At 68.1% G+C, this 16,808-nt stretch carries 18 protein-coding genes; 10 read left to right on the plus strand and 8 right to left on the minus strand.

Features of this window, described 5'->3' with window-relative positions:
* Positions 1-478: 478 nt before the first annotated feature.
* The 3 genes from I6I07_RS16275 (at position 479) to I6I07_RS16285 (ending at position 2,020) form a co-directional block, all read left to right on the plus strand.
* The gene (locus I6I07_RS16275) at positions 479-673 is read left to right on the plus strand and encodes a hypothetical protein (RefSeq protein ID WP_006390437.1); all 195 of its coding nucleotides are present in this window, start codon (positions 479-481) and stop codon (positions 671-673) included.
* Between the two features lie 30 nt (positions 674-703).
* Positions 704-1,189 carry a GNAT family N-acetyltransferase gene (locus I6I07_RS16280; protein WP_198482856.1) on the plus strand — a complete coding sequence of 162 codons (486 nt, stop codon included), beginning with the start codon at positions 704-706 and terminating at the stop codon, positions 1,187-1,189.
* Between the two features lie 198 nt (positions 1,190-1,387).
* Positions 1,388-2,020, plus strand: a complete 633-nt coding sequence (locus tag I6I07_RS16285) for an FMN-binding negative transcriptional regulator (RefSeq protein ID WP_198487550.1) — start codon at positions 1,388-1,390, stop codon at positions 2,018-2,020.
* Here I6I07_RS16285 and I6I07_RS16290 read toward each other — a convergent pair.
* Entirely contained in the window at positions 2,017-3,252 is a 1,236-nt protein-coding gene (locus I6I07_RS16290; RefSeq protein ID WP_198482858.1) for an MFS transporter, read from the minus strand. The genes I6I07_RS16285 and I6I07_RS16290 overlap by 4 nt on opposite strands.
* 91 nt (positions 3,253-3,343) lie before the next feature.
* Here I6I07_RS16290 and I6I07_RS16295 point away from each other — a divergent pair, with 91 nt between their 5' ends.
* From I6I07_RS16295 to I6I07_RS16305, 3 genes are all read left to right on the plus strand, one after another.
* On the plus strand, positions 3,344-4,087 hold the full coding sequence (locus I6I07_RS16295) for an ArsR/SmtB family transcription factor (RefSeq protein WP_054431559.1): 744 nt from the start codon (positions 3,344-3,346) through the stop codon (positions 4,085-4,087).
* 150 nt (positions 4,088-4,237) lie between these two features.
* Entirely contained in the window at positions 4,238-4,888 is a 651-nt protein-coding gene (locus I6I07_RS16300; protein ID WP_198482860.1) for an N-acetyltransferase, read from the plus strand.
* A 236-nt stretch (positions 4,889-5,124) separates the two neighbouring features.
* Positions 5,125-5,397, plus strand: a complete 273-nt coding sequence (locus tag I6I07_RS16305; protein WP_006390430.1) for a hypothetical protein — start codon at positions 5,125-5,127, stop codon at positions 5,395-5,397.
* A gap of 77 nt (positions 5,398-5,474) precedes the next feature.
* Here I6I07_RS16305 and I6I07_RS16310 read toward each other — a convergent pair whose 3' ends face one another.
* From I6I07_RS16310 to I6I07_RS16320, 3 genes are all read right to left on the minus strand, one after another.
* A complete protein-coding gene (locus tag I6I07_RS16310; RefSeq protein WP_054486619.1) occupies positions 5,475-6,242 on the minus strand; it encodes a hypothetical protein in 768 nt (255 codons plus the stop codon).
* Positions 6,239-6,775: a hypothetical protein gene (locus tag I6I07_RS16315; protein ID WP_198482861.1), complete on the minus strand. Its 537-nt coding sequence runs from the start codon at positions 6,773-6,775 to the stop codon at positions 6,239-6,241. Before I6I07_RS16315 ends, I6I07_RS16310 begins: the two co-directional genes overlap by 4 nt.
* A 230-nt stretch (positions 6,776-7,005) precedes the next feature.
* Positions 7,006-7,860, minus strand: coding sequence for a neutral zinc metallopeptidase (locus I6I07_RS16320; protein ID WP_006390427.1), 855 nt, complete (start codon positions 7,858-7,860; stop codon positions 7,006-7,008).
* Between the two features lie 87 nt (positions 7,861-7,947).
* On the opposite strand from I6I07_RS16320, the gene I6I07_RS16325 reads away from it, so the two are divergent.
* The 4 genes from I6I07_RS16325 to bamC all read left to right on the plus strand — a co-directional run bounded on the left by I6I07_RS16325 (position 7,948) and on the right by bamC (position 11,407).
* Positions 7,948-8,574 carry an L-threonylcarbamoyladenylate synthase gene (locus I6I07_RS16325; RefSeq protein WP_198482868.1) on the plus strand — a complete coding sequence of 209 codons (627 nt, stop codon included), beginning with the start codon at positions 7,948-7,950 and terminating at the stop codon, positions 8,572-8,574.
* Between the two features lie 50 nt (positions 8,575-8,624).
* Entirely contained in the window at positions 8,625-9,272 is a 648-nt protein-coding gene (locus tag I6I07_RS16330) for a site-2 protease family protein (RefSeq protein ID WP_006390425.1), read from the plus strand.
* Between the two features lie 87 nt (positions 9,273-9,359).
* Positions 9,360-10,265: a 4-hydroxy-tetrahydrodipicolinate synthase gene (dapA, locus tag I6I07_RS16335; RefSeq protein WP_061073819.1), complete on the plus strand. Its 906-nt coding sequence runs from the start codon at positions 9,360-9,362 to the stop codon at positions 10,263-10,265.
* 17 nt (positions 10,266-10,282) lie between these two features.
* On the plus strand, positions 10,283-11,407 hold the full coding sequence (gene bamC, locus I6I07_RS16340) for an outer membrane protein assembly factor BamC (RefSeq protein ID WP_198482870.1): 1,125 nt from the start codon (positions 10,283-10,285) through the stop codon (positions 11,405-11,407).
* A gap of 73 nt (positions 11,408-11,480) precedes the next feature.
* On the opposite strand, the gene I6I07_RS16345 is transcribed toward bamC, so the two are convergent.
* The 4 genes from I6I07_RS16345 to mutS all read right to left on the minus strand — a co-directional run bounded on the left by I6I07_RS16345 (position 11,481) and on the right by mutS (position 16,685).
* On the minus strand, positions 11,481-12,113 hold the full coding sequence (locus tag I6I07_RS16345; protein WP_232625605.1) for a transposase: 633 nt from the start codon (positions 12,111-12,113) through the stop codon (positions 11,481-11,483).
* A gap of 282 nt (positions 12,114-12,395) precedes the next feature.
* On the minus strand, positions 12,396-12,623 hold the full coding sequence (locus I6I07_RS16350) for an endopeptidase (RefSeq protein ID WP_198482871.1): 228 nt from the start codon (positions 12,621-12,623) through the stop codon (positions 12,396-12,398).
* 217 nt (positions 12,624-12,840) lie between these two features.
* Positions 12,841-14,034, minus strand: a complete 1,194-nt coding sequence (locus I6I07_RS16355) for a cupin domain-containing protein (RefSeq protein ID WP_198482873.1) — start codon at positions 14,032-14,034, stop codon at positions 12,841-12,843.
* Positions 14,031-16,685, minus strand: coding sequence for a DNA mismatch repair protein MutS (gene mutS / locus I6I07_RS16360; RefSeq protein WP_232625606.1), 2,655 nt, complete (start codon positions 16,683-16,685; stop codon positions 14,031-14,033). The genes I6I07_RS16355 and mutS overlap by 4 nt, the downstream gene beginning before the upstream one ends.
* Positions 16,686-16,808 lie beyond the last annotated feature (123 nt).

A 16,808-nucleotide genomic window follows, 5' to 3' on the forward strand; every position in this document is an offset into this window, starting at 1 on the left:
TCATCACATCGTGATATGAGGAAGCGGAGGGCGAGGCGCCGCGTTTGCGGGGCGGCGAAAGGGGCGCGGCGGCGCCGGCTACCCTATGACCACCGCGGCGGCGCCGCGTTCATTTCTGGGGGCGTTGTATGTGGAGAGTCCTCGAAGGGACCGGTTCTTTCGTCGCATGGTCGCATTGCGTGAGGGTCGATGCGGACCGCGGCGTCGTGGCGGCGCTGGCGCGAAACCGCGCCCACGGCATCCATGCCCGGAACCATCGCGGCGTTTGCCGCCCAACCGGTCCCGTGTGGATTCGATGATTTTACCTTGGTCGCGCGGCACGGCCCGGAACGGCTCCACGGACGGGCGGGCCGCTGCTGGCAGGCCGCAAGCCGCCATCCGGATGGCGTCCGGGCTCATCCATTTGCGTTGCTGAAAGGGCTAGCCGCCGCCGGCTCGGGCGGGACTACGATGGGGCCGTGCACATAGGGAGGGAACTATGGACACGACCAAGGAATGGTACGCGGCGGTCAAGGAATGGCAGCGCGCGCGCGACGAATTGACCGCGGCGGTCGCCGCGATCAAATGGCCCGATCCGACGGCGGCCTGCCTGGCCACCTACGACCGCGCCTACGCCCATGAAACCGATGCGCGCGAGCGCATGAACCAGGCCTACGAACGCGTCCGACGATAACGGGCGCGCGCGGTTGCTACACTGCCGCGCATGACGCAGACCCCGACTTCCCTGACGATCCGACCGGCGCGCCCCGACGATGTGGCGGCGCTGGAGGACATATTGACGCAAACCTACGAAGGCACCTGGCGGCCGCAGATGACGCCGCTGAAATACCAGCACTTCCTGGACAGCGGCAAGATCCCGCAATACGTCGCCGAGCGTGGCGCGCTGTTCCATGTGTGCGAGGCCGGCGGCCGCGTGGCGGGCATGGTGGATTGGGAGAAGAACTTCATCTGGGCCCTGCACGTGCATCCGGCGCAGCAGCGGCGCGGGGTCGGTGCGGCGCTGCTGGCGCTGGCCGAGGACGGCATGCGCGCCGCCGGATTCGACGAGGCGCGGCTGGAGACCGACACGTTCAATACGCAAAGCCGCGCGTTCTACGCCAAGCATGGCTATGCCGAGGTCGACACCTATCCCGACGAGGAATGGGACAGCGGTTTCACCACGGTGCTGCTGGTGAAGGCGCTGGGGTGATCCGGTGGCCGTGATGGGGTGGCCGCGATGTGGTTGCGGGATCCATTGGCGGGATCCGTTGGCGTGATCGGGCCGCCGGCGCGCCGTTGCCGGCGAGCCACGCGCATTGTGGCTCCATGAATTGAAGGGTATATGGCTCTGGCAATGGAGCCAGCACGGCGCTATGGTGTGTTTTTCCTTTCCACCGCCCATTCCGCCATGTACCTGCCGTCCGCCTTTCGCGAAGACTCCCTCGAGGTCCAGCACGATTTCATCCGCGCGCATCCCCTGGGGGTGCTGATGACCAGCGGGGAGGGCGGGTTGATGGCCAACCACATTCCCTGTCTGCTGTATCCGGAAGGGCCGCACGGGGTGCTGCGGCTGCACATGGCGCGCGCCAATCCGCAATGGAAGGAACTGGCCGCCGGCGGCGACTGCCTGCTGGTGTTCCATGGCGCGCAGGCCTACATCACGCCGTCCTGGTACGCCACCAAGGCCGAGACGCACAAGGTCGTGCCGACCTGGAACTTCGTGGCCGTGCATGTCTGGGGCACGCCGACGGTTCACGACGATCCCACCTGGGTGCGGGCGCAGATCGGCGCGCTGACCGATGCGCAGGAGAAGGCGCGGGTGCAGCCGTGGCGCGTCGAGGATGCGCCCGAGGATTTCATCGCCGCGCAGATGCGCGCCATCGTCGGCATCGAAATCGCGATCACGCGCCTCGAGGGCAAGTGGAAGGTCAGCCAGAACCGCAACGCCGCCGACCGCCAGGGCGTGGCGGCCGGGCTGGCGGGCGAACAGGGCGATGCCGTCATGGCCGGCCTGGTGGCGCGTCGCGGCGGGCTGGATTAAGCGGCCCTCGAGCCGCGACCCCAGGCCAGGCAGACGATGGCCGCCGCCTGCAGGCCCGCCGCCACCGCCAGGAACCAGAACAGCGGATGCTGCCCCTGGCCGGACAGCGTGCGCAGCACGCCGAACACGGCGGGCGCGAAGGCATAGGCGCCTTGCGACATGGCCACGATCAGCGGCACCACCCGCGCCGCGTCCTCGCGCGCGAATTCGGTCTGCGCGATCAACGGCGGCAGCGAGGTGGCGTTGCCGATGCCGGCGCCGAACAGCAACACGCCCAGCCACACCGCCCAGGTGTGGTCCACCGCCAGCATCAGCACCAGCGAGCCGGCGATCTGGGCGCCATAGGACAGGCACGCGACCACGCGGCGGTCGGCCGAGGCCGGCATCAGCCAGCCCACCAGGCTGCGGCCGGCGATGGCGCTGGCGGTGGCCAGGCCCATCGCGATGCCGGCGGTCTGCGCGCCCAGCAGCGGCGCCAACAACGACAGCAGGTGCGCGATCAGGCCGATCTGCGCGAACAGGCCCAACGCCATGCCCGCGCCCAGCGACAGGAAGGCGCGGTCGCGCCACAGGCGCGGCACGCGCGCCTGCGTGGCGCCAGCGGCCTGCGCCGACGCGTCCGGCGGCACGCCGTCGGGATGCTGGCCGAGCTGTTGCGGCGTGACGGCGAACACCTTGCGCGCCAGCGCCGCGATCACCAGCACCATCGCCGCGCCGACCCACCACGCCGCCTGCGCGAAACCGTAGCCCGCGATCAGGAACACCCACAGCGGCGAGAACACGATGCCGCCGACGCTGGCGCCGTTGTAGGCCATGCCCAGCGTGGCCGGCCGGCGCTTGACGAACCACGGCGAGATCAGCGCGTTGACCGCCGCCGCGCCGAGCGTGACCCAGCCCATGCCGGAGAACAGCGCGGCCGCGTACAGCTGCCATGGCGCGGCCGCGCGGGCCCAGCCCGACACGCCCAGCGCCAGCGCGATGGCGCCCGCCAGGGTCACGGCCGGCACGCCCCAGCGCCGGTACAGGCGCGGCAGGTTGGCCACGATCAGCGTGCCGCACAGGAAGTGCAGCGTGACCGCGGCCGACACCAGCGCCACGCTCCAGCCGGTGCGCTGCACCACCGCGTGCAGGAACACCGGCGGGCCATAGAAGCCGACGCCCCAGCCGAAGATGGCCAGCACGAAGGTGGCGTAAAGGACTTTCCGGCCGAAAAAAGGCTGTGGGGTGGGCATGGTGGGCGGCGGGCGATGGCGCCGGCTGTCTTGTTGGGATGACTCGCAGTATGCTTGGCCCTGTAGACAACACTTTGGCCGGGACCGAATCATGGAATCCGAGTTCGCCGATATCAATCTGTCGGCCGTCGCCGGCGCGATCGCCGATCCGGCGCGGGCGCGCATGCTGTGCGTGCTGCTGGACGGCCGCGCCCGCACCGCCACCGAACTGGCCGCGGCCGCCGAGATCGGCGCGTCCACCGCCAGCAGCCATTTCCAGCGCCTGCGCGAGCAGGGCCTGGTGGAGCAGGCGGCGCAGGGCAAGCATCGTTATTACCGGCTGGCCAATGCCGAAGTCGCGCGCGCGCTGGAGGCGCTGCTGGTGGTGGCGGGCGCCGAGCGCACGCCGTTCAAGCCCAACACGCCATCGGCATTGCGCGAGGCGCGCACCTGCTACGACCACATGGCCGGCACGCTGGCCGTGCGCATCCATGACGCGATGCTGGCGCGCCAGTGGCTGGCGGCCGATGGCCGCGATTATGCGCTGACGCCGCTGGGCGAGGCCTCGCTGGCGCAGGTCGGGGTGGACGTGGCGCAGGCGCGCCAGCGCCGCCGCCGCTTCGCCTGCCCGTGCCTGGACTGGAGCGAGCGCCGCTCGCATCTGGGCGGCGCGCTCGGCGCCGCGTTGCTGGAGGCGCTGCTCGCGCGCGGCTGGATCGACAAGGACCTGGATTCGCGCGCGCTGTCGGTCACGCGCAAGGGAGCGCGCCAGTTTCCGGCGTTCTTCGGCATGCCCGACGAGGCCTCCGGCGATAGCGCGGACTGGCGCCGTAGCGGCGGCCACGCCGCGGCCTAGCCTATCATGAAATCGCTTTGCCGCGGGCGCGAGGCCGCGGCGGTTTCCGCACGACCCCATCGACATCACGCGTTGCCCCTTGGCCGGCAGGCCGGGGCGGCGCACGCACCGCTTTTTTCATCGGGCATTTGCCCTGCACAGGAGGTGGCCTTGCCTACGCTGGCCCTGCACGCTTTCCGCCGCATTCTGCCAATCGCGACGGAACTGCGCATCGACGTCAACCATGCTCCGCGCGAAGTGGAAACGGAACTCGATGCCATCCACGACCGCATGAATCGTCCTTCGGACCGCTTGTATGGATTGCCGGAGGTTCAAACCGACATCCCTGGCATGGTGCTTCGCTACCGCGAAGCCGATGGCGAGTATTACGTGTATGTGGTGGACGCGCGGCGCGGCCGGCTGGCGGGCTACACGGTGTTCAACCGGCTGATCGAGGTGGGGCGGCGCGCCGATCCGTACGTGCGCGCGCCGCACTCGAAATACGCCGCGCCCTATCAGGGCATGGGGCTGGCCACCGCGGTCTACCGCTGGGGGCTGGAGGCCGGCCTGTGCATCATGAGCGGCGCGCGCCAGTCGATCGGCGCCCACCGCCTGTGGCTAGGGCTGGCGCGTGACTACGAGCTGGGCTACGTCGATCTGCGGCGCAAGCGGCTGACCTACCTGGGGGCCACGGTGACGCCGTCCGTGCTGGGCGATCTGCATACCCGCATGTTCCTGCTGGGACGGGGCTGGACCCGCCCCGATTACCTGCGGGCGACCGGCATGCAGGCGCCCGGAAGTGCGCTTTCGCAACAGTCATAGGGGAAATCCCCGGGACGGATCAGCGCGGCGGCGGCCAGATGACAGTGTCATCGGGTGTCATCTGGCTGTCAGCCGCGCACTGCCTGCCTGTCCGGCCCGTGCCGCGCGTCCGGCGGAAACGGGGACGCAATTCGTGCAATGCAACAATGTTTCTATCGGATGCCAGGGTTACAAAACTTATCCGAACTGTCATGAACAGCCGGGGTATGCTGGTTCGCAGAAAGAGGGCATCCGAAGTGCATCAGAACAACTTGATCTACAAGGGATACCGGCTGACGGCCAAAGTGTCCCGGGGCGCGGGCGAAGAAGTTCAGACGCTGCCCAGCGGCCCCGTTTTCATCGCATCGATCATGGTGGTCCAGGCGGGCGCCGTGCTGGAAGGCGGCGACGAATACCCCGTGCCACGCTTTGCCGAAGGCGGCTTCGTCTACAGCCCGCGCGAGGCGGTGCATGCCGCCATCCTGCATGGACGCGAAATCGTCGACGGCCTGACCCACGTACCATCCTGACGCCTGACGGCCAGGGAATCCCCGCGGCGCCCATGCCGCGCCGGTCGCCATGAAGCGCCGCCTGGCGGCGCCGGTGTTCACTCGGCCGCGAACACGGCCTTCCAGTCGCGCGTCTTGGCCAGCGTCAGCACGCTGGCCGACTGTTCCAGAATGGCCACGGCCTTCTTGAGTTCCTCGGCCGACGCGCCATCTTCCAGGATCACCATGCGCGAGTTGCGCGCATCGGCCATTTTCACGTCCGACATCTTGCCGTGGGTCTGGTAGACCTGGGTCCAGTCCATTTTCTTGCCGGCCTTGAGCGCGATCGGCTCGATGTACGTCAGCGCGGTGCTGCCGGCCGCGCGCACGGCGAAGGCGAAGTCGGCGGTGTGGCCGCTGCTGCCCTTGGCGCGCGCGCCCTTGACCATGCGGTTGGGGCCGACGCCGGCCGCCAGCGCCCGGCCCACCTGGGCGCGAAAGCGCAGCTGGCTGAAGCGCGGCATCCACTTGGCGCACTGGAACGACAGCGCCATGGCCAGCTTGACCGCGTCCCACAGTGCTTCCTGCAATTGCTCGTTGGGGCCCGTGGCGACGATGGCGCCCGACTTGTCGAAGTGCGCCAGGCTCACGCCCGGCGTCTCGTTGAGGATGTCGATGCGCTTGGGCGCCAGCTCGATGCCGTAGCTGGAGGCATGCATCGACGTCTCACAGGCGTCGGTGAGATAGAACGTGGCGTCGTCCGGGTACGCGATGAAGAACGCGGCATGCTGGCCGTCCAGGCCCAGCGTCATCGGCGAGATGGCGCGGATGGCGTGTTCGCCCGCCGGCAGGACGGTCCAGCCGGAGGCTTCCAGGAAATTGCTCATAGGATCAGTTCGATTTGACGGCCCTTGAGGGGATGCGCGAAACCGCCGGTCAGGGCCAGGTTGGCCCTCGGCAGGAAATACTGCATCAGCTCGGCGATCGTGTGCAGGGCGGGCACGATGGGCTCGGCATAGCCTTCGCCTTCGTCCACCCAGATGTGTTCATGGCTGCGGTCCGCCAGCGGCTTGCGGTACTGCGGCCGGCCTTCGCCCACCAGGCTGGTGTGGAACGAGTCGTCGGTATCGACGCCGAACACGCGGTGCGGGCCGACGAACAGGCTGGCGCAGAAAGCCTCGGCCAGGAAGATGGTGGCCTGGCCGTGCACCACGGTGCGGGCGCCGCGGTAGAAGGCGCGGAAGATCACGTCGTCGCGCACCTCGCCCTTGACGCGGCACGGGCTGGCGAATTCCATCCATTGGATGCCGGTGGCGGCCGGCTTCGGGATCCAGGTGATCTGCTTGACCGTTTCCTTGGGCTCAGCAAGGATCTCTTGCACCTCATCAACGGTGATTAACGGTTCGAACTTGTTGGCCATGGAACGGATCTAGTAACTGGAAATGCGCCGTGCCACCCCCGTCGCCGCGGCAGGGCGCGCGGGGCGGGAGCACGCTTTTCCCGTCGGGCCGGCCAACGGGAAAAGCCCCCTCGCTGGGGAGCTCTGGCCCGCGCACCGGGAGTGCGCGGGGGCGTAATCTTACAAGATGAAGACGGTCTCGGCTTTTGGCTGTATGGATATACAGCGTTCATCGCGCCGCGGCCAGCGCCCTACAGCGAGCTGGCGGCGAAAGTATCGCATTGCTTGAGATCGCCGCTGTCCAGGCCGCGCTTGAACCAGCGCACGCGCTGCGCCGACGAGCCGTGGGTGAAGGCGTCGGGCACCACGTAGCCCTGGCTCTGCTTCTGCAGCCGGTCGTCGCCGATGGCGGTGGCGGCGGCCAGCGCTTCCTCGACGTCGCCGCCTTCCAGGATGTTGCGGGCGGCGTTGGCGCGTTGCGCCCACAGGCCGGCGAAGCAGTCGGCCTGCAGTTCCATGCGCACCGACAGCGCGTTGGCCTGCGACGGGTTGCGCCGGCGCAGGTTGTCGACCTGGTCGGAAATGCCCAGCAGGTGCTGGACGTGATGGCCGACCTCGTGCGCGATGACGTAGGCCTGGGCGAAATCGCCGGGCGCCTTGAAGCGGTTCTGCAGTTCGTCGAAGAACGCCAGGTCGATGTAGACCTTGCTGTCGCCGGGGCAGTAGAACGGCCCCATTGCCGCCTGGCCGGTGCCACAGGCGGTGGGCGTGGCGCCGCGGAACAGCACCAGCTTGGGCGGCACGTACTGGCGGTTCAGGTCTTTCTGGAAGATGGCGCTCCAGGTGTCCTCGGTCTCGCCCAGCACCTTGGAGACGAAGCGCGCCTGCGGGTCGTTGGCGGGCGGGCGGCTGGCGGGGGCCTGCTGTTGCTGCGTGGCGGGGCCCTCGGCCATCTGCAGCACCACGCTGGGGTCGACGCCGAAATACATGGCCACCAGGGCCAGCACGATGGTGCCGATGCCGATGGTGCCACGGCCGCCGATGCGCGGACCGCTGGCGCGGCGGTCTTCCACATTGTCGCTTTCGCGGGAATCGTCCAGGCGCATACTGTTTCTCCGGGCGGCCGGGCGGCCGCCATGTGTTGCGTCGGCCGCGGTTGGCGATGCGGCCTTCAAGAGTGTTAGGATAATCCCATGGCCCTTCATTTAGATATCCACCCCGCGAATCCCCAACCGCGCCTGCTCAAGCAGGCCGCCCAATGGCTGAACGACGGGGGCCTGGTGGCGGTGCCCACCGATTCCAGCTACGCGGTGGTCGCGCGCCTGGACGACAAGAACGCCGCCGACGGCCTGCGCCGACTGCGCGGCCTTGACGACCGCCACCACCTGACGCTGCTGTGCCGCGACCTGGCCGAGATCGGCCACTTCGCGCGCGTCGATAACCGCCAGTACCGCCTGCTCAAGGCCGCCACGCCGGGGCCGTGGACCTTCATCCTGGAGGCCACCAAGGAAGTGCCGCGGCGCGTGTCGCACCCGTCGCGCAAGACCATCGGCATCCGCGTGCCGGCCCATGCCGTGATGCTGGGCCTGCTCGAACAGATGGGCGCGCCGCTGCTGTCGACCACGCTGATCCCGAAGGATGAGACCGATGCGCTGAACGACGCCGAGGCCATCCGCGAGCGCTACGACCATGAGCTGGCGGCCATCATCGACGCGGGCGCCTGCCCGCATTCGCCGACCACCGTGATCGACCTGACCGGCGACGACCCCGTCGTGGTGCGGGTGGGGCGCGGCGATCCGGCCACGCTGGGCCTGGCCTGAAGCGGTGACGCGCGCGTTCGTCACGCGGCTCCTCTACAATCCGCTTCGCCATGAATGACATCATCCAGACGATCGCGGTCTACGCGATACCGGTTATCTTCGCCATCACCCTGCACGAGGCCGCGCACGGCTACGTCGCGCGCATGTTCGGCGATCCGACGGCATACCAGGCGGGCCGCATCAGCCTGAACCCGGCGCGCCACATCGACCCGGTCGGCACGCTGCTGGTGCCGGCGGTGATCCTGTTGATGTCCAAGCTGCTGGGCAGCCCCGGCATGCTGTTCGGCTGGGCCAAGCCGGTGCCGGTCGATTTCGGCCGGCTGCGCCGTCCCAAGAAGGACATGCTGTGGGTGGCGCTGGCCGGTCCCGCCGCCAACCTGCTGATGGCGATCCTGTGGGTGTTTTCGCTGCGCCTGTTTCTCGAAACCGGCATGCAGGAGAGTTTCTGGTTCGAAATGGCGATGGCCGGCGTGCAGGTCAACCTGGTGCTGATGGCGCTGAACCTGCTGCCGATTCCGCCGCTGGACGGGGGACGCATCCTCTTCAGCCTGCTGCCCAACCGCCTGGCCTGGCAATACTCGAAAATCGAGCCGTATGGCCTGGTGATCGTGGTGGTGCTGCTGGTGACCGACGTACTCTGGATATTGATGCGTCCGGTATTGGCGTTGGGAACGGCAATCGTTCAGTGGTTTCTGTAGGATTTTGGCCAATATCCGTTAAACTCAGCGGTTTCACTGATTCTGGCCCTGAGGCATCCCGCCACCGGGCTTTGGAGCCCCTCATTTATGGCATCCCCTGCAACCGCCGCAGGCGTTAATTTCCAGGGCAGCATGGTGGCCCTCGTCACCCCGATGCAGCCCGATGGCAGCCTTGACTACGCTGCCTACCGGTCGTTGATCGACTGGCATATCCAGGAAGGAACCGATGCACTGGTGGTGGTGGGCACCACCGGGGAATCGCCGACGGTCTCCATGGAAGAGCATGCGGAGCTGATCCGCGTGGCGGTCGAGCATGCCGCCGGCCGCATTCCGGTCATCGCTGGCGTGGGCGCCAACTCCACCGACGAAGCCATCCACCTCACGCGCCACGCCAAGGCGGTGGGCGCGCAGGCAGGCCTGTCGGTGGTGCCGTACTACAACAAGCCGTCGCAGGAAGGCCTGTACCGCCACTTCCGCGCCATCGTGGAAGCGGTCGATCTGCCGACCATCCTGTACAACGTGCCGGGCCGCACCGTGGCCGACATGAGCAACGAAACGGTGCTGCGTCTGGCTCAGGTGCCGGGCATCATCGGCATCAAGGACGCTACCGGCGACATCGCGCGCGGCGGCCTGCTGCTGCGCGAAGCGCCGGCCAGCTTCCAGGTTTTCAGCGGCGATGATCCCACCGCGGCCGCCCTGATCCTGCTGGGCGCGCGCGGCAATATCTCCGTGACCGCCAACGTCGCGCCCAAGCTGATGCGCGACTTGTGTGCCGCCGCCCTGGCGGGCAACGTGCCGAAGGTGCGTGAACTTAATGCGCACCTGGCCCGTCTGAACAAGGCTTTGTTCGTTGAAGCCAATCCTATTCCCGTCAAGTGGGCGCTGGCCGAAATGGGCCGCACCGCACTGGGCTACCGGCTGCCGCTGGTGGAACTGGGCGCACCGCACCACGAAACGGTGCGTCGCGTGCTCCAGGAAACGGGCCTGCTCTAAATATCGTGAGGATACGTATGAACAAGCGTCATGCCGGTCTGTCGGCATTGATGTCTCTGGTGTTGTTGGCCGGCTGCAGCGAGGTCAACCAATTCCTGGGCAATGAAGAATCCGTCAATTACAAGAGCGCCGTCACGCAACGTGGCGAGCCGCTGAGCATCCCGCCCGACCTGACCCAGGCCGCCAGCGATCCGCGCTACCGCGCGCCGGCATCGGGCTCGACCACCTATTCGCAATTCCAGCAGCAGGGCCAGGCCCAGGCCACCGCGCCCAAGGCCAGCAACGTGCTGCCCGGCCGCCAGGACATGCGCGTCGAACGCGACGGCGACCTGCGCTGGCTGGTGGTCGACCGCGCGCCCGAGGACGTGTTCCCGCGCCTGGTCGACTTCTGGACCGAAAACGGCTTCACCGTCGCCAGCAACAACCCCGGCGCCGGCCTGATTGAAACCGACTGGGCGGAAAACCGCGCCAAGATCCCGGAAAGCTGGCTGCGCCAGGCCCTGGGCGCGGTGCTGGAATCGGCCTGGGACAGCGGTGAGCGCGAGAAATTCCGCACCCGCGTCGAACGCGTCAACGGCCACACCGAAGTCTACGTCAGCCACCGCCAGATGCTCGAAAAGCGCGTCGGCGGCGACGGCTCGCAAGTGCAGTGGCAGAACGGCAAGGAAGATCCGGGCCTGAACGCCGCCATGCTGGCGCGCATGATGGTCTACCTGGGCACCGACGTCGACAACGCCCGCAAGCTGGTGCAGCAGGCGGAAGCCGCGCCGCAGAAGCCCGCGGTGCAGCAGGATGTCCGCACCCAGGGCGCGGCGCTGGTCGTCAGCGAGTCGTTCGACCGCGCCTGGCGCCGTGTCGGCGTGGCGCTGGACGGCGGCGGTTTCTCGGTGGACGATCGCGATCGTTCGGCGGGCGACTACTTCGTGCGCTACGTCGATACCGACACCGGCGAGAAGATGGACCAGCCGGGCTTCTTCAGCCGCATGTTCTCGGGCGACAAGAAGGCCGAGGCGCCGCAGTACCGCATTCACCTGGCCGCCAGCGGCGAGCAGACCACGGTGACGGTGCTGGACGCCAAGGGCGAGCGCGACAACAGCGCCACCGCCCAGCGCCTGCTGAGCGTGCTGAAGGACAAGATGTAATGCGTCCGCCGCGAGGCGCCCGCGGGCGCTTCGCGACAGTACGAAAAGGCCCCCATGGGGCAATGCCAGTCAGTTAAGAGCTGACTGGCATTTTCTTTGTTGGGTACTTGCTGCGAGCGGCGCGTTTGACCTGACGGGGAAAGCTACGGCCTTGGCGCCGAGGCGGCAGGACGAAGTGGCGAGCCTCGTCCAATAGCCATTGCAGGTGCTGGGGTATGGCGCCTGCGCGGGCCAGATGCACACTGCGCAGTACGCCCACAATGGCATGACGGGCGGTATGGAAGCTGATGCGCATGGGTTCGACCTGAACGTGTTGGGCCATCAGCCGCATGCAGCGACGCAGCAGGGTGTGGGCGATCAGCACGCCCCAGACCTCCTGCATGACCAGTTCGGGCTGACGGCTACGAAGTACGCCTTGACCTTGCTGCAATGATTGCTTGATTTCCCTGAACCCCAGTTCGATCTCCCAGCGTTGTCGGCACAGTTGCGCCAGTTGCTGGGCCGCGAACCGTTGTGGATCAAGCATGGAAGTGATGAAGCGCCGAGGCTTGCCATCGATCTGCGTCTGGATCATTCGGGCTTGCCAGTGGCTAGGCAACTCGGGACGTAATTGCCTGGGCCGTTGCGACACTGGCATGCGAATGAGCCAGTCGTCCTGCCCTAACGTTTGCACGACTTCGTGGCGCAGGTTGTCCCGTGCGCGCATGAGCCAGTGGCGCTCCCGCCCGCAGGCAGCTCGGCCAAGGTCTCATTCAAAGTGGTTTGCAGCAAGCCAGTCAAAATAAAAAAGGGAACGTGTTGAACACGTTCCCTTTTTACTCGCCTTCAGCTTCGATTGGGCTTAACTGACTGGCATTGACCCATGGGGGCCTTTTTCCTTTCTTGCGCCGTCGCTCTCGCCGGCACCCGCGCAAACAAAAAGCCCTGGCACATGGCCAGGGCTTTTTTCGTGATCAGCGGCGGGGGTGGTTCGCTGACTACGATGCGATCAGGATGCCGGCGTGGTCGAACCGCCGGGGGCGTTGGAACCGCCGCCAGGCGTGGTGCCAGGCGCGGGAGCCGGCGCCGGCGAGGTGGCCGGCGGCGTGCTGGAAGGCGCGGGCGTGCTCGCGCCCGGCGTGGGGTTGTTCGCGGGCGCCGGGGCATCTTCCTTCTTGTTGCACGCGCTGAGCGAGACCGCCAGCACCGACGCAATAATCAAGGTTTTGCTCATCATTTTTGGACTCCTGTAGATGACGACTCTTGAAACCCCGTCAGGGGAAACCAGAATCCAGGCTACAGGAACGCGTCAGCGATGCGAGTGTGGAAATTAAAAAGGTCGCATCCCAACGGCAACAAACCTTTCCGCACGGTGTGATGTCTTGCTTTATGTGACCCTGCGCATAGACCTCATTGCGTTCTGTGCAAGTTGGATACGCGCAGGTGTCCGGATACTACGATTCGACGTAATGGATCCAGCCGGAGTCGAGCCAGTCGGCCAGGCATGAGCGGGCCTCGTCGGACAGCCGTGCGCAGGCGGGATCGGCGCAGTCCAGGCTGCGCGCGTCGGCCAGCTTGCACAGGGCGGGCGAGGCCGGCGTCATGGCGGTCTCGCCGTTGATGAAGAGCTGCTTGCCGCGATAGAGCATGCGGCTGCGGCGGTCCAGCACCAGCTTGCCATGGGCGGGCCAGTCTTCTTCCAGGTCCACGTCCAGCCCCTCGGGGCCATCGAACACGCTGAGGTTGCTGGGCTCGGTCAGCCAGCAGCCCAGGAAGCGCGAGGCCAGCGCGTCGTCGAAGCGCAGCTTGCTGACCGTTTCCAGCGTGGCTTCGACCAGCGCGTCCGGCACCTGCGCCGGCGTGGCCACGGCGGCCTGCGCGGGGTCGCGGTAGACGGCCGACAGCTTGGGGCCGGGCAGCGCCGGTTCGCCGTAGGGGCCGCCCAGCAGGCCGACGCGCGCCATCACCTGGTCGGCGGCGGCTTCGAGCAGGCCGCGCGCCAGCGTGGCCTGCGTGGGGGCGCGGAAACCGATGGAGATGGTCATGCAGCCGTCGCCCGCGGCGATGCCGTCGTGCGCGGCCTGCGGCGGCAGGTAGAGCATGTCGCCCGGCGCCAGCACGGCTTGTTCCTCGGGCTGGAAGTGGCTGAGGATCTTGAGCGGCAGGCCGGGCTCGAGCGACAGGTCCTTCTGGCGCCCGTAGCGCCATTCGCGCTCGCCGGCGGCCTGCAGCAGGAACACGTCATAGCTGTCGAAGTGCGGGCCGACGCCGCCGCCGTGGCTGGCGATGCTGATCATCACGTCGTCCAGGCGCGCATCGGGGATGAAGCGGAACTGCTGCATCAGCTCGGCCGCGGCGTCGCTGTGCAGGTCGACGCTTTGCACCAGCAGGGTCCAGTCGCCTTCGTTGTCCTTGGGCAGGCGGGCGAAGGGGCCGCTTTCCATTTGCCATTCGCCGTTCTCGCGCCAGATCAGGCGCGATTCGACGTCGTCGCGGCGCGCCAGCTTCTTGATCGCGGCGATGGTGACCGGCGGCTTGAAATTCGGGATGGCCTGGCGGATCAGCAGCGGCTTCTTCTGCCAGTAGCGGCGCATGAAGTCGTTGGGGCTCTGGTTGCCCAGCAGCGGCAGGGGATGGTCGAGGTTCATTGCAGGTGCTTTTTCAGGCGGTAGAGGGCGTCCAGCGCTTCGCGCGGGGTCAGGCTGTCGGGGTCGATGCCGGCGAGTTCCTCGCGCAGCGTGTCCAGCGCCTCGATGGCGTCGGCGCGGTCGGCTTCGGCGTAGGCCTGCGCATCGGCGTCGGCCGCGGCGGAGAACAGGCCGAGCTGCGGCGTGGGCGCGCCTTGCGCCTCGAGCCGTTCGAGTTCGCGGGTGGCCTGGCGGATCACGGCGGCGGGCACGCCGGCGCGCTGCGCCACCTGGATCCCGTAGCTGCGGCTGGCCGGGCCTTCGCGCACTTCGTGCAGGAACACGATGCCGCCGGCCGATTCGGCCGCGGCCAGGTGCACGTTGGCCGAGGCGGGCTGCTCGGCCGGCAGGCGCGTCAGTTCGAAGTAGTGGGTGGCGAACAGCGTCAGCGCGCGGTTGTGCGCCAGCAGGCGGCAGGCGATGGCCCACGCCAGCGCCAGGCCGTCGTAGGTGGAGGTGCCGCGGCCGATCTCGTCCATCAGCACCAGGCTGTTGGGCGTGCTGGCCGCGAGAATGGCGGCGGCCTCGGTCATCTCCATCATGAAGGTCGAGCGTCCGCCCGCCAGGTCGTCGGCGGCGCCGATGCGGGTGAAGATGCGGTCGATGCGGCCGATGCGGGCGCGCGCCGCCGGCACGAAGCTGCCGATGCGCGCCAGCAGCACGATCAACGCCACCTGCCGCATGTAGGTCGACTTACCGCCCATGTTGGGGCCGGTGATCAGCAGCATGCGGCGCGCCGGGTCGAGCCGGCAGCCGTTGGGCGTGAAGCGTTCGATGGCCTGCTCGACCACCGGGTGGCGGCCGGCGTCGATGTCGATGTCGGCCTGCTCGGACAGCTCGGGGGCGATCCAGTCGTGGCGCCGCGCGTGTTCGGCCAGTGCCGCCAGCGTGTCGAGCTCGGCCAGCGCGCCGGCGCAGTCGGACAGCGGGCGCACGTGTTCGGCCAGCACGTCCAGCAGTTGCTCGAACAGCCATTTTTCGCGCGCCAGCGAACGGTCCTGCGCGGACAGCACCTTGTCTTCCCAGGTCTTGAGTTCCGGGGTGATGTAGCGTTCGGCGTTCTTGAGCGTCTGGCGACGGCGGTAGTCTTCCGGCACCTTGGCGGTCTGGCCTTTGGTGACCTCGATGTAGAAGCCGTGCACGCGGTTGAATTCGACGCGCAGGTTGCTGATGCCGGTGCGCTCGCGTTCGCGCGCTTCCAGTTGCACCAGGAAGTCGCCGCCGTCGGCGGCCAGGCCGCGCAGTTCGTCGAGTTCGGCATCGAAGCCGGTGGCCAGCACGCCGCCGTCGCGGATCGCCACGGCCGGTTCGGCGGCGATGGCGCGTACCAGCAGCGCGGCCAGCGCCGGGTCCACCGACAGGTGCGAGACCAGGTCGTTCAGGCGCGGCGAGGCGGCCATGGGCGCCACCAGGTCGCGCAGCGCGGGCAGCGCCTGCAGCGCGTCGCGCAGGCTGGCCAGTTCGCGCGGACGCACCGAGCGCAGCGCCAGCCGCGCGGCGATGCGTTCGATGTCGGGGAAGGCGTTGAGCGCGCCGCGCAGCGTCTCCAGCAGGCCGGCGGAGCCGAAGGTCTGTTCGACGTCCATGCGGCCGGCCAACAGTGTCGAGATGGCTTGCTGGCGGGCGTGGGCCTGTTCGTTCTCGCGCAGCGGATGGTGCAGCCAGCGGCGCAGCAGGCGGCTGCCCATCGGCGTGCGGCAGCCGTCCAGCAGCGAGAACAGCGTGGGCGAATCCTCGCCCGACAGCGTCTGCGTCAGTTCGAGGTTGCGGCGCGTGACGGGGTCGAGCAGCACGAACTGGCCGGGACGCTCGGCCGACAGGCTCTGCACGTGCGCCAGCGCCTGTGACTGGGTGCGGGCGGCGTAGCGCAGCAGCGCGCCGGCGGCGCAGATGCCGGCCGGCATGTCTTCGATGTCGAAGCCCGCCAGCGTGTCGGTCTTGAAATGCGCCAGCAGGTGCGCGCGGGCGCCGTCGCTTTCGAAGTGCCAGTCCGGCACGCGCGAACGGGCGCCTTCGAACGGGAAGTCGAATTCGGCGCTGTCGGCGCAGACGATCTCGGCCGGCGCGACGCGGTGCAGTTCGGATTCGAGCTGCGCGGGCGCGCATTCGGTGACGCGGAAGTCGCCGCTGGCCAGGTTCAGCCAGGCCAGCCCGGCGCGCGGCGCGCGGGCGTTGCCGGATACGAACACCGCGGCCAGCGCGCGGTCGGCCTTGGCCGGCAGCAGCGCGTCGTCGGTCAGCGTGCCGGGCGTGACGATGCGCACGATGCGGCGCTCGACCGGGCCCTTGGAGGCCGCGGGATCGCCGATCTGCTCGCAGATGGCGACGGACTCGCCCATCGCCACCAGCCGCGCCAGGTACTGCTCCATGGCGTGCACCGGCAGGCCGGCCATCGGGATGGGCGTGCCGTTGGACGAGCCGCGCTTGGTCAGCGTCAGGTTGAGCAGGCGCGCGCCGCGTTCCGCGTCTTCATAGAACATTTCATAGAAGTCGCCCATGCGGTAGAACAGCAGCAAGGGGCCCGCCTCCGCCTTCAGGCGGAGGTATTGCTGCATCATGGGGGTATGGCCCGCGTGGGCCTCGGCGGCGGTGGTCTGTGTTGCGGAATTCATGCCCGTGATTGTATCGGGCCGGGGCGGGGTGGGGGAGGCGCGGCAGGGCTTTTGCCGCGGCGGCCTGCGCGCTAGACAAGAAAGGGCAACAGGACGATGCCGTGCATCAGGACGAACATGCCA

The organism is Achromobacter deleyi, from assembly GCF_016127315.1.
Lineage (GTDB): Bacteria > Pseudomonadota > Gammaproteobacteria > Burkholderiales > Burkholderiaceae_B > Achromobacter > Achromobacter insuavis_A.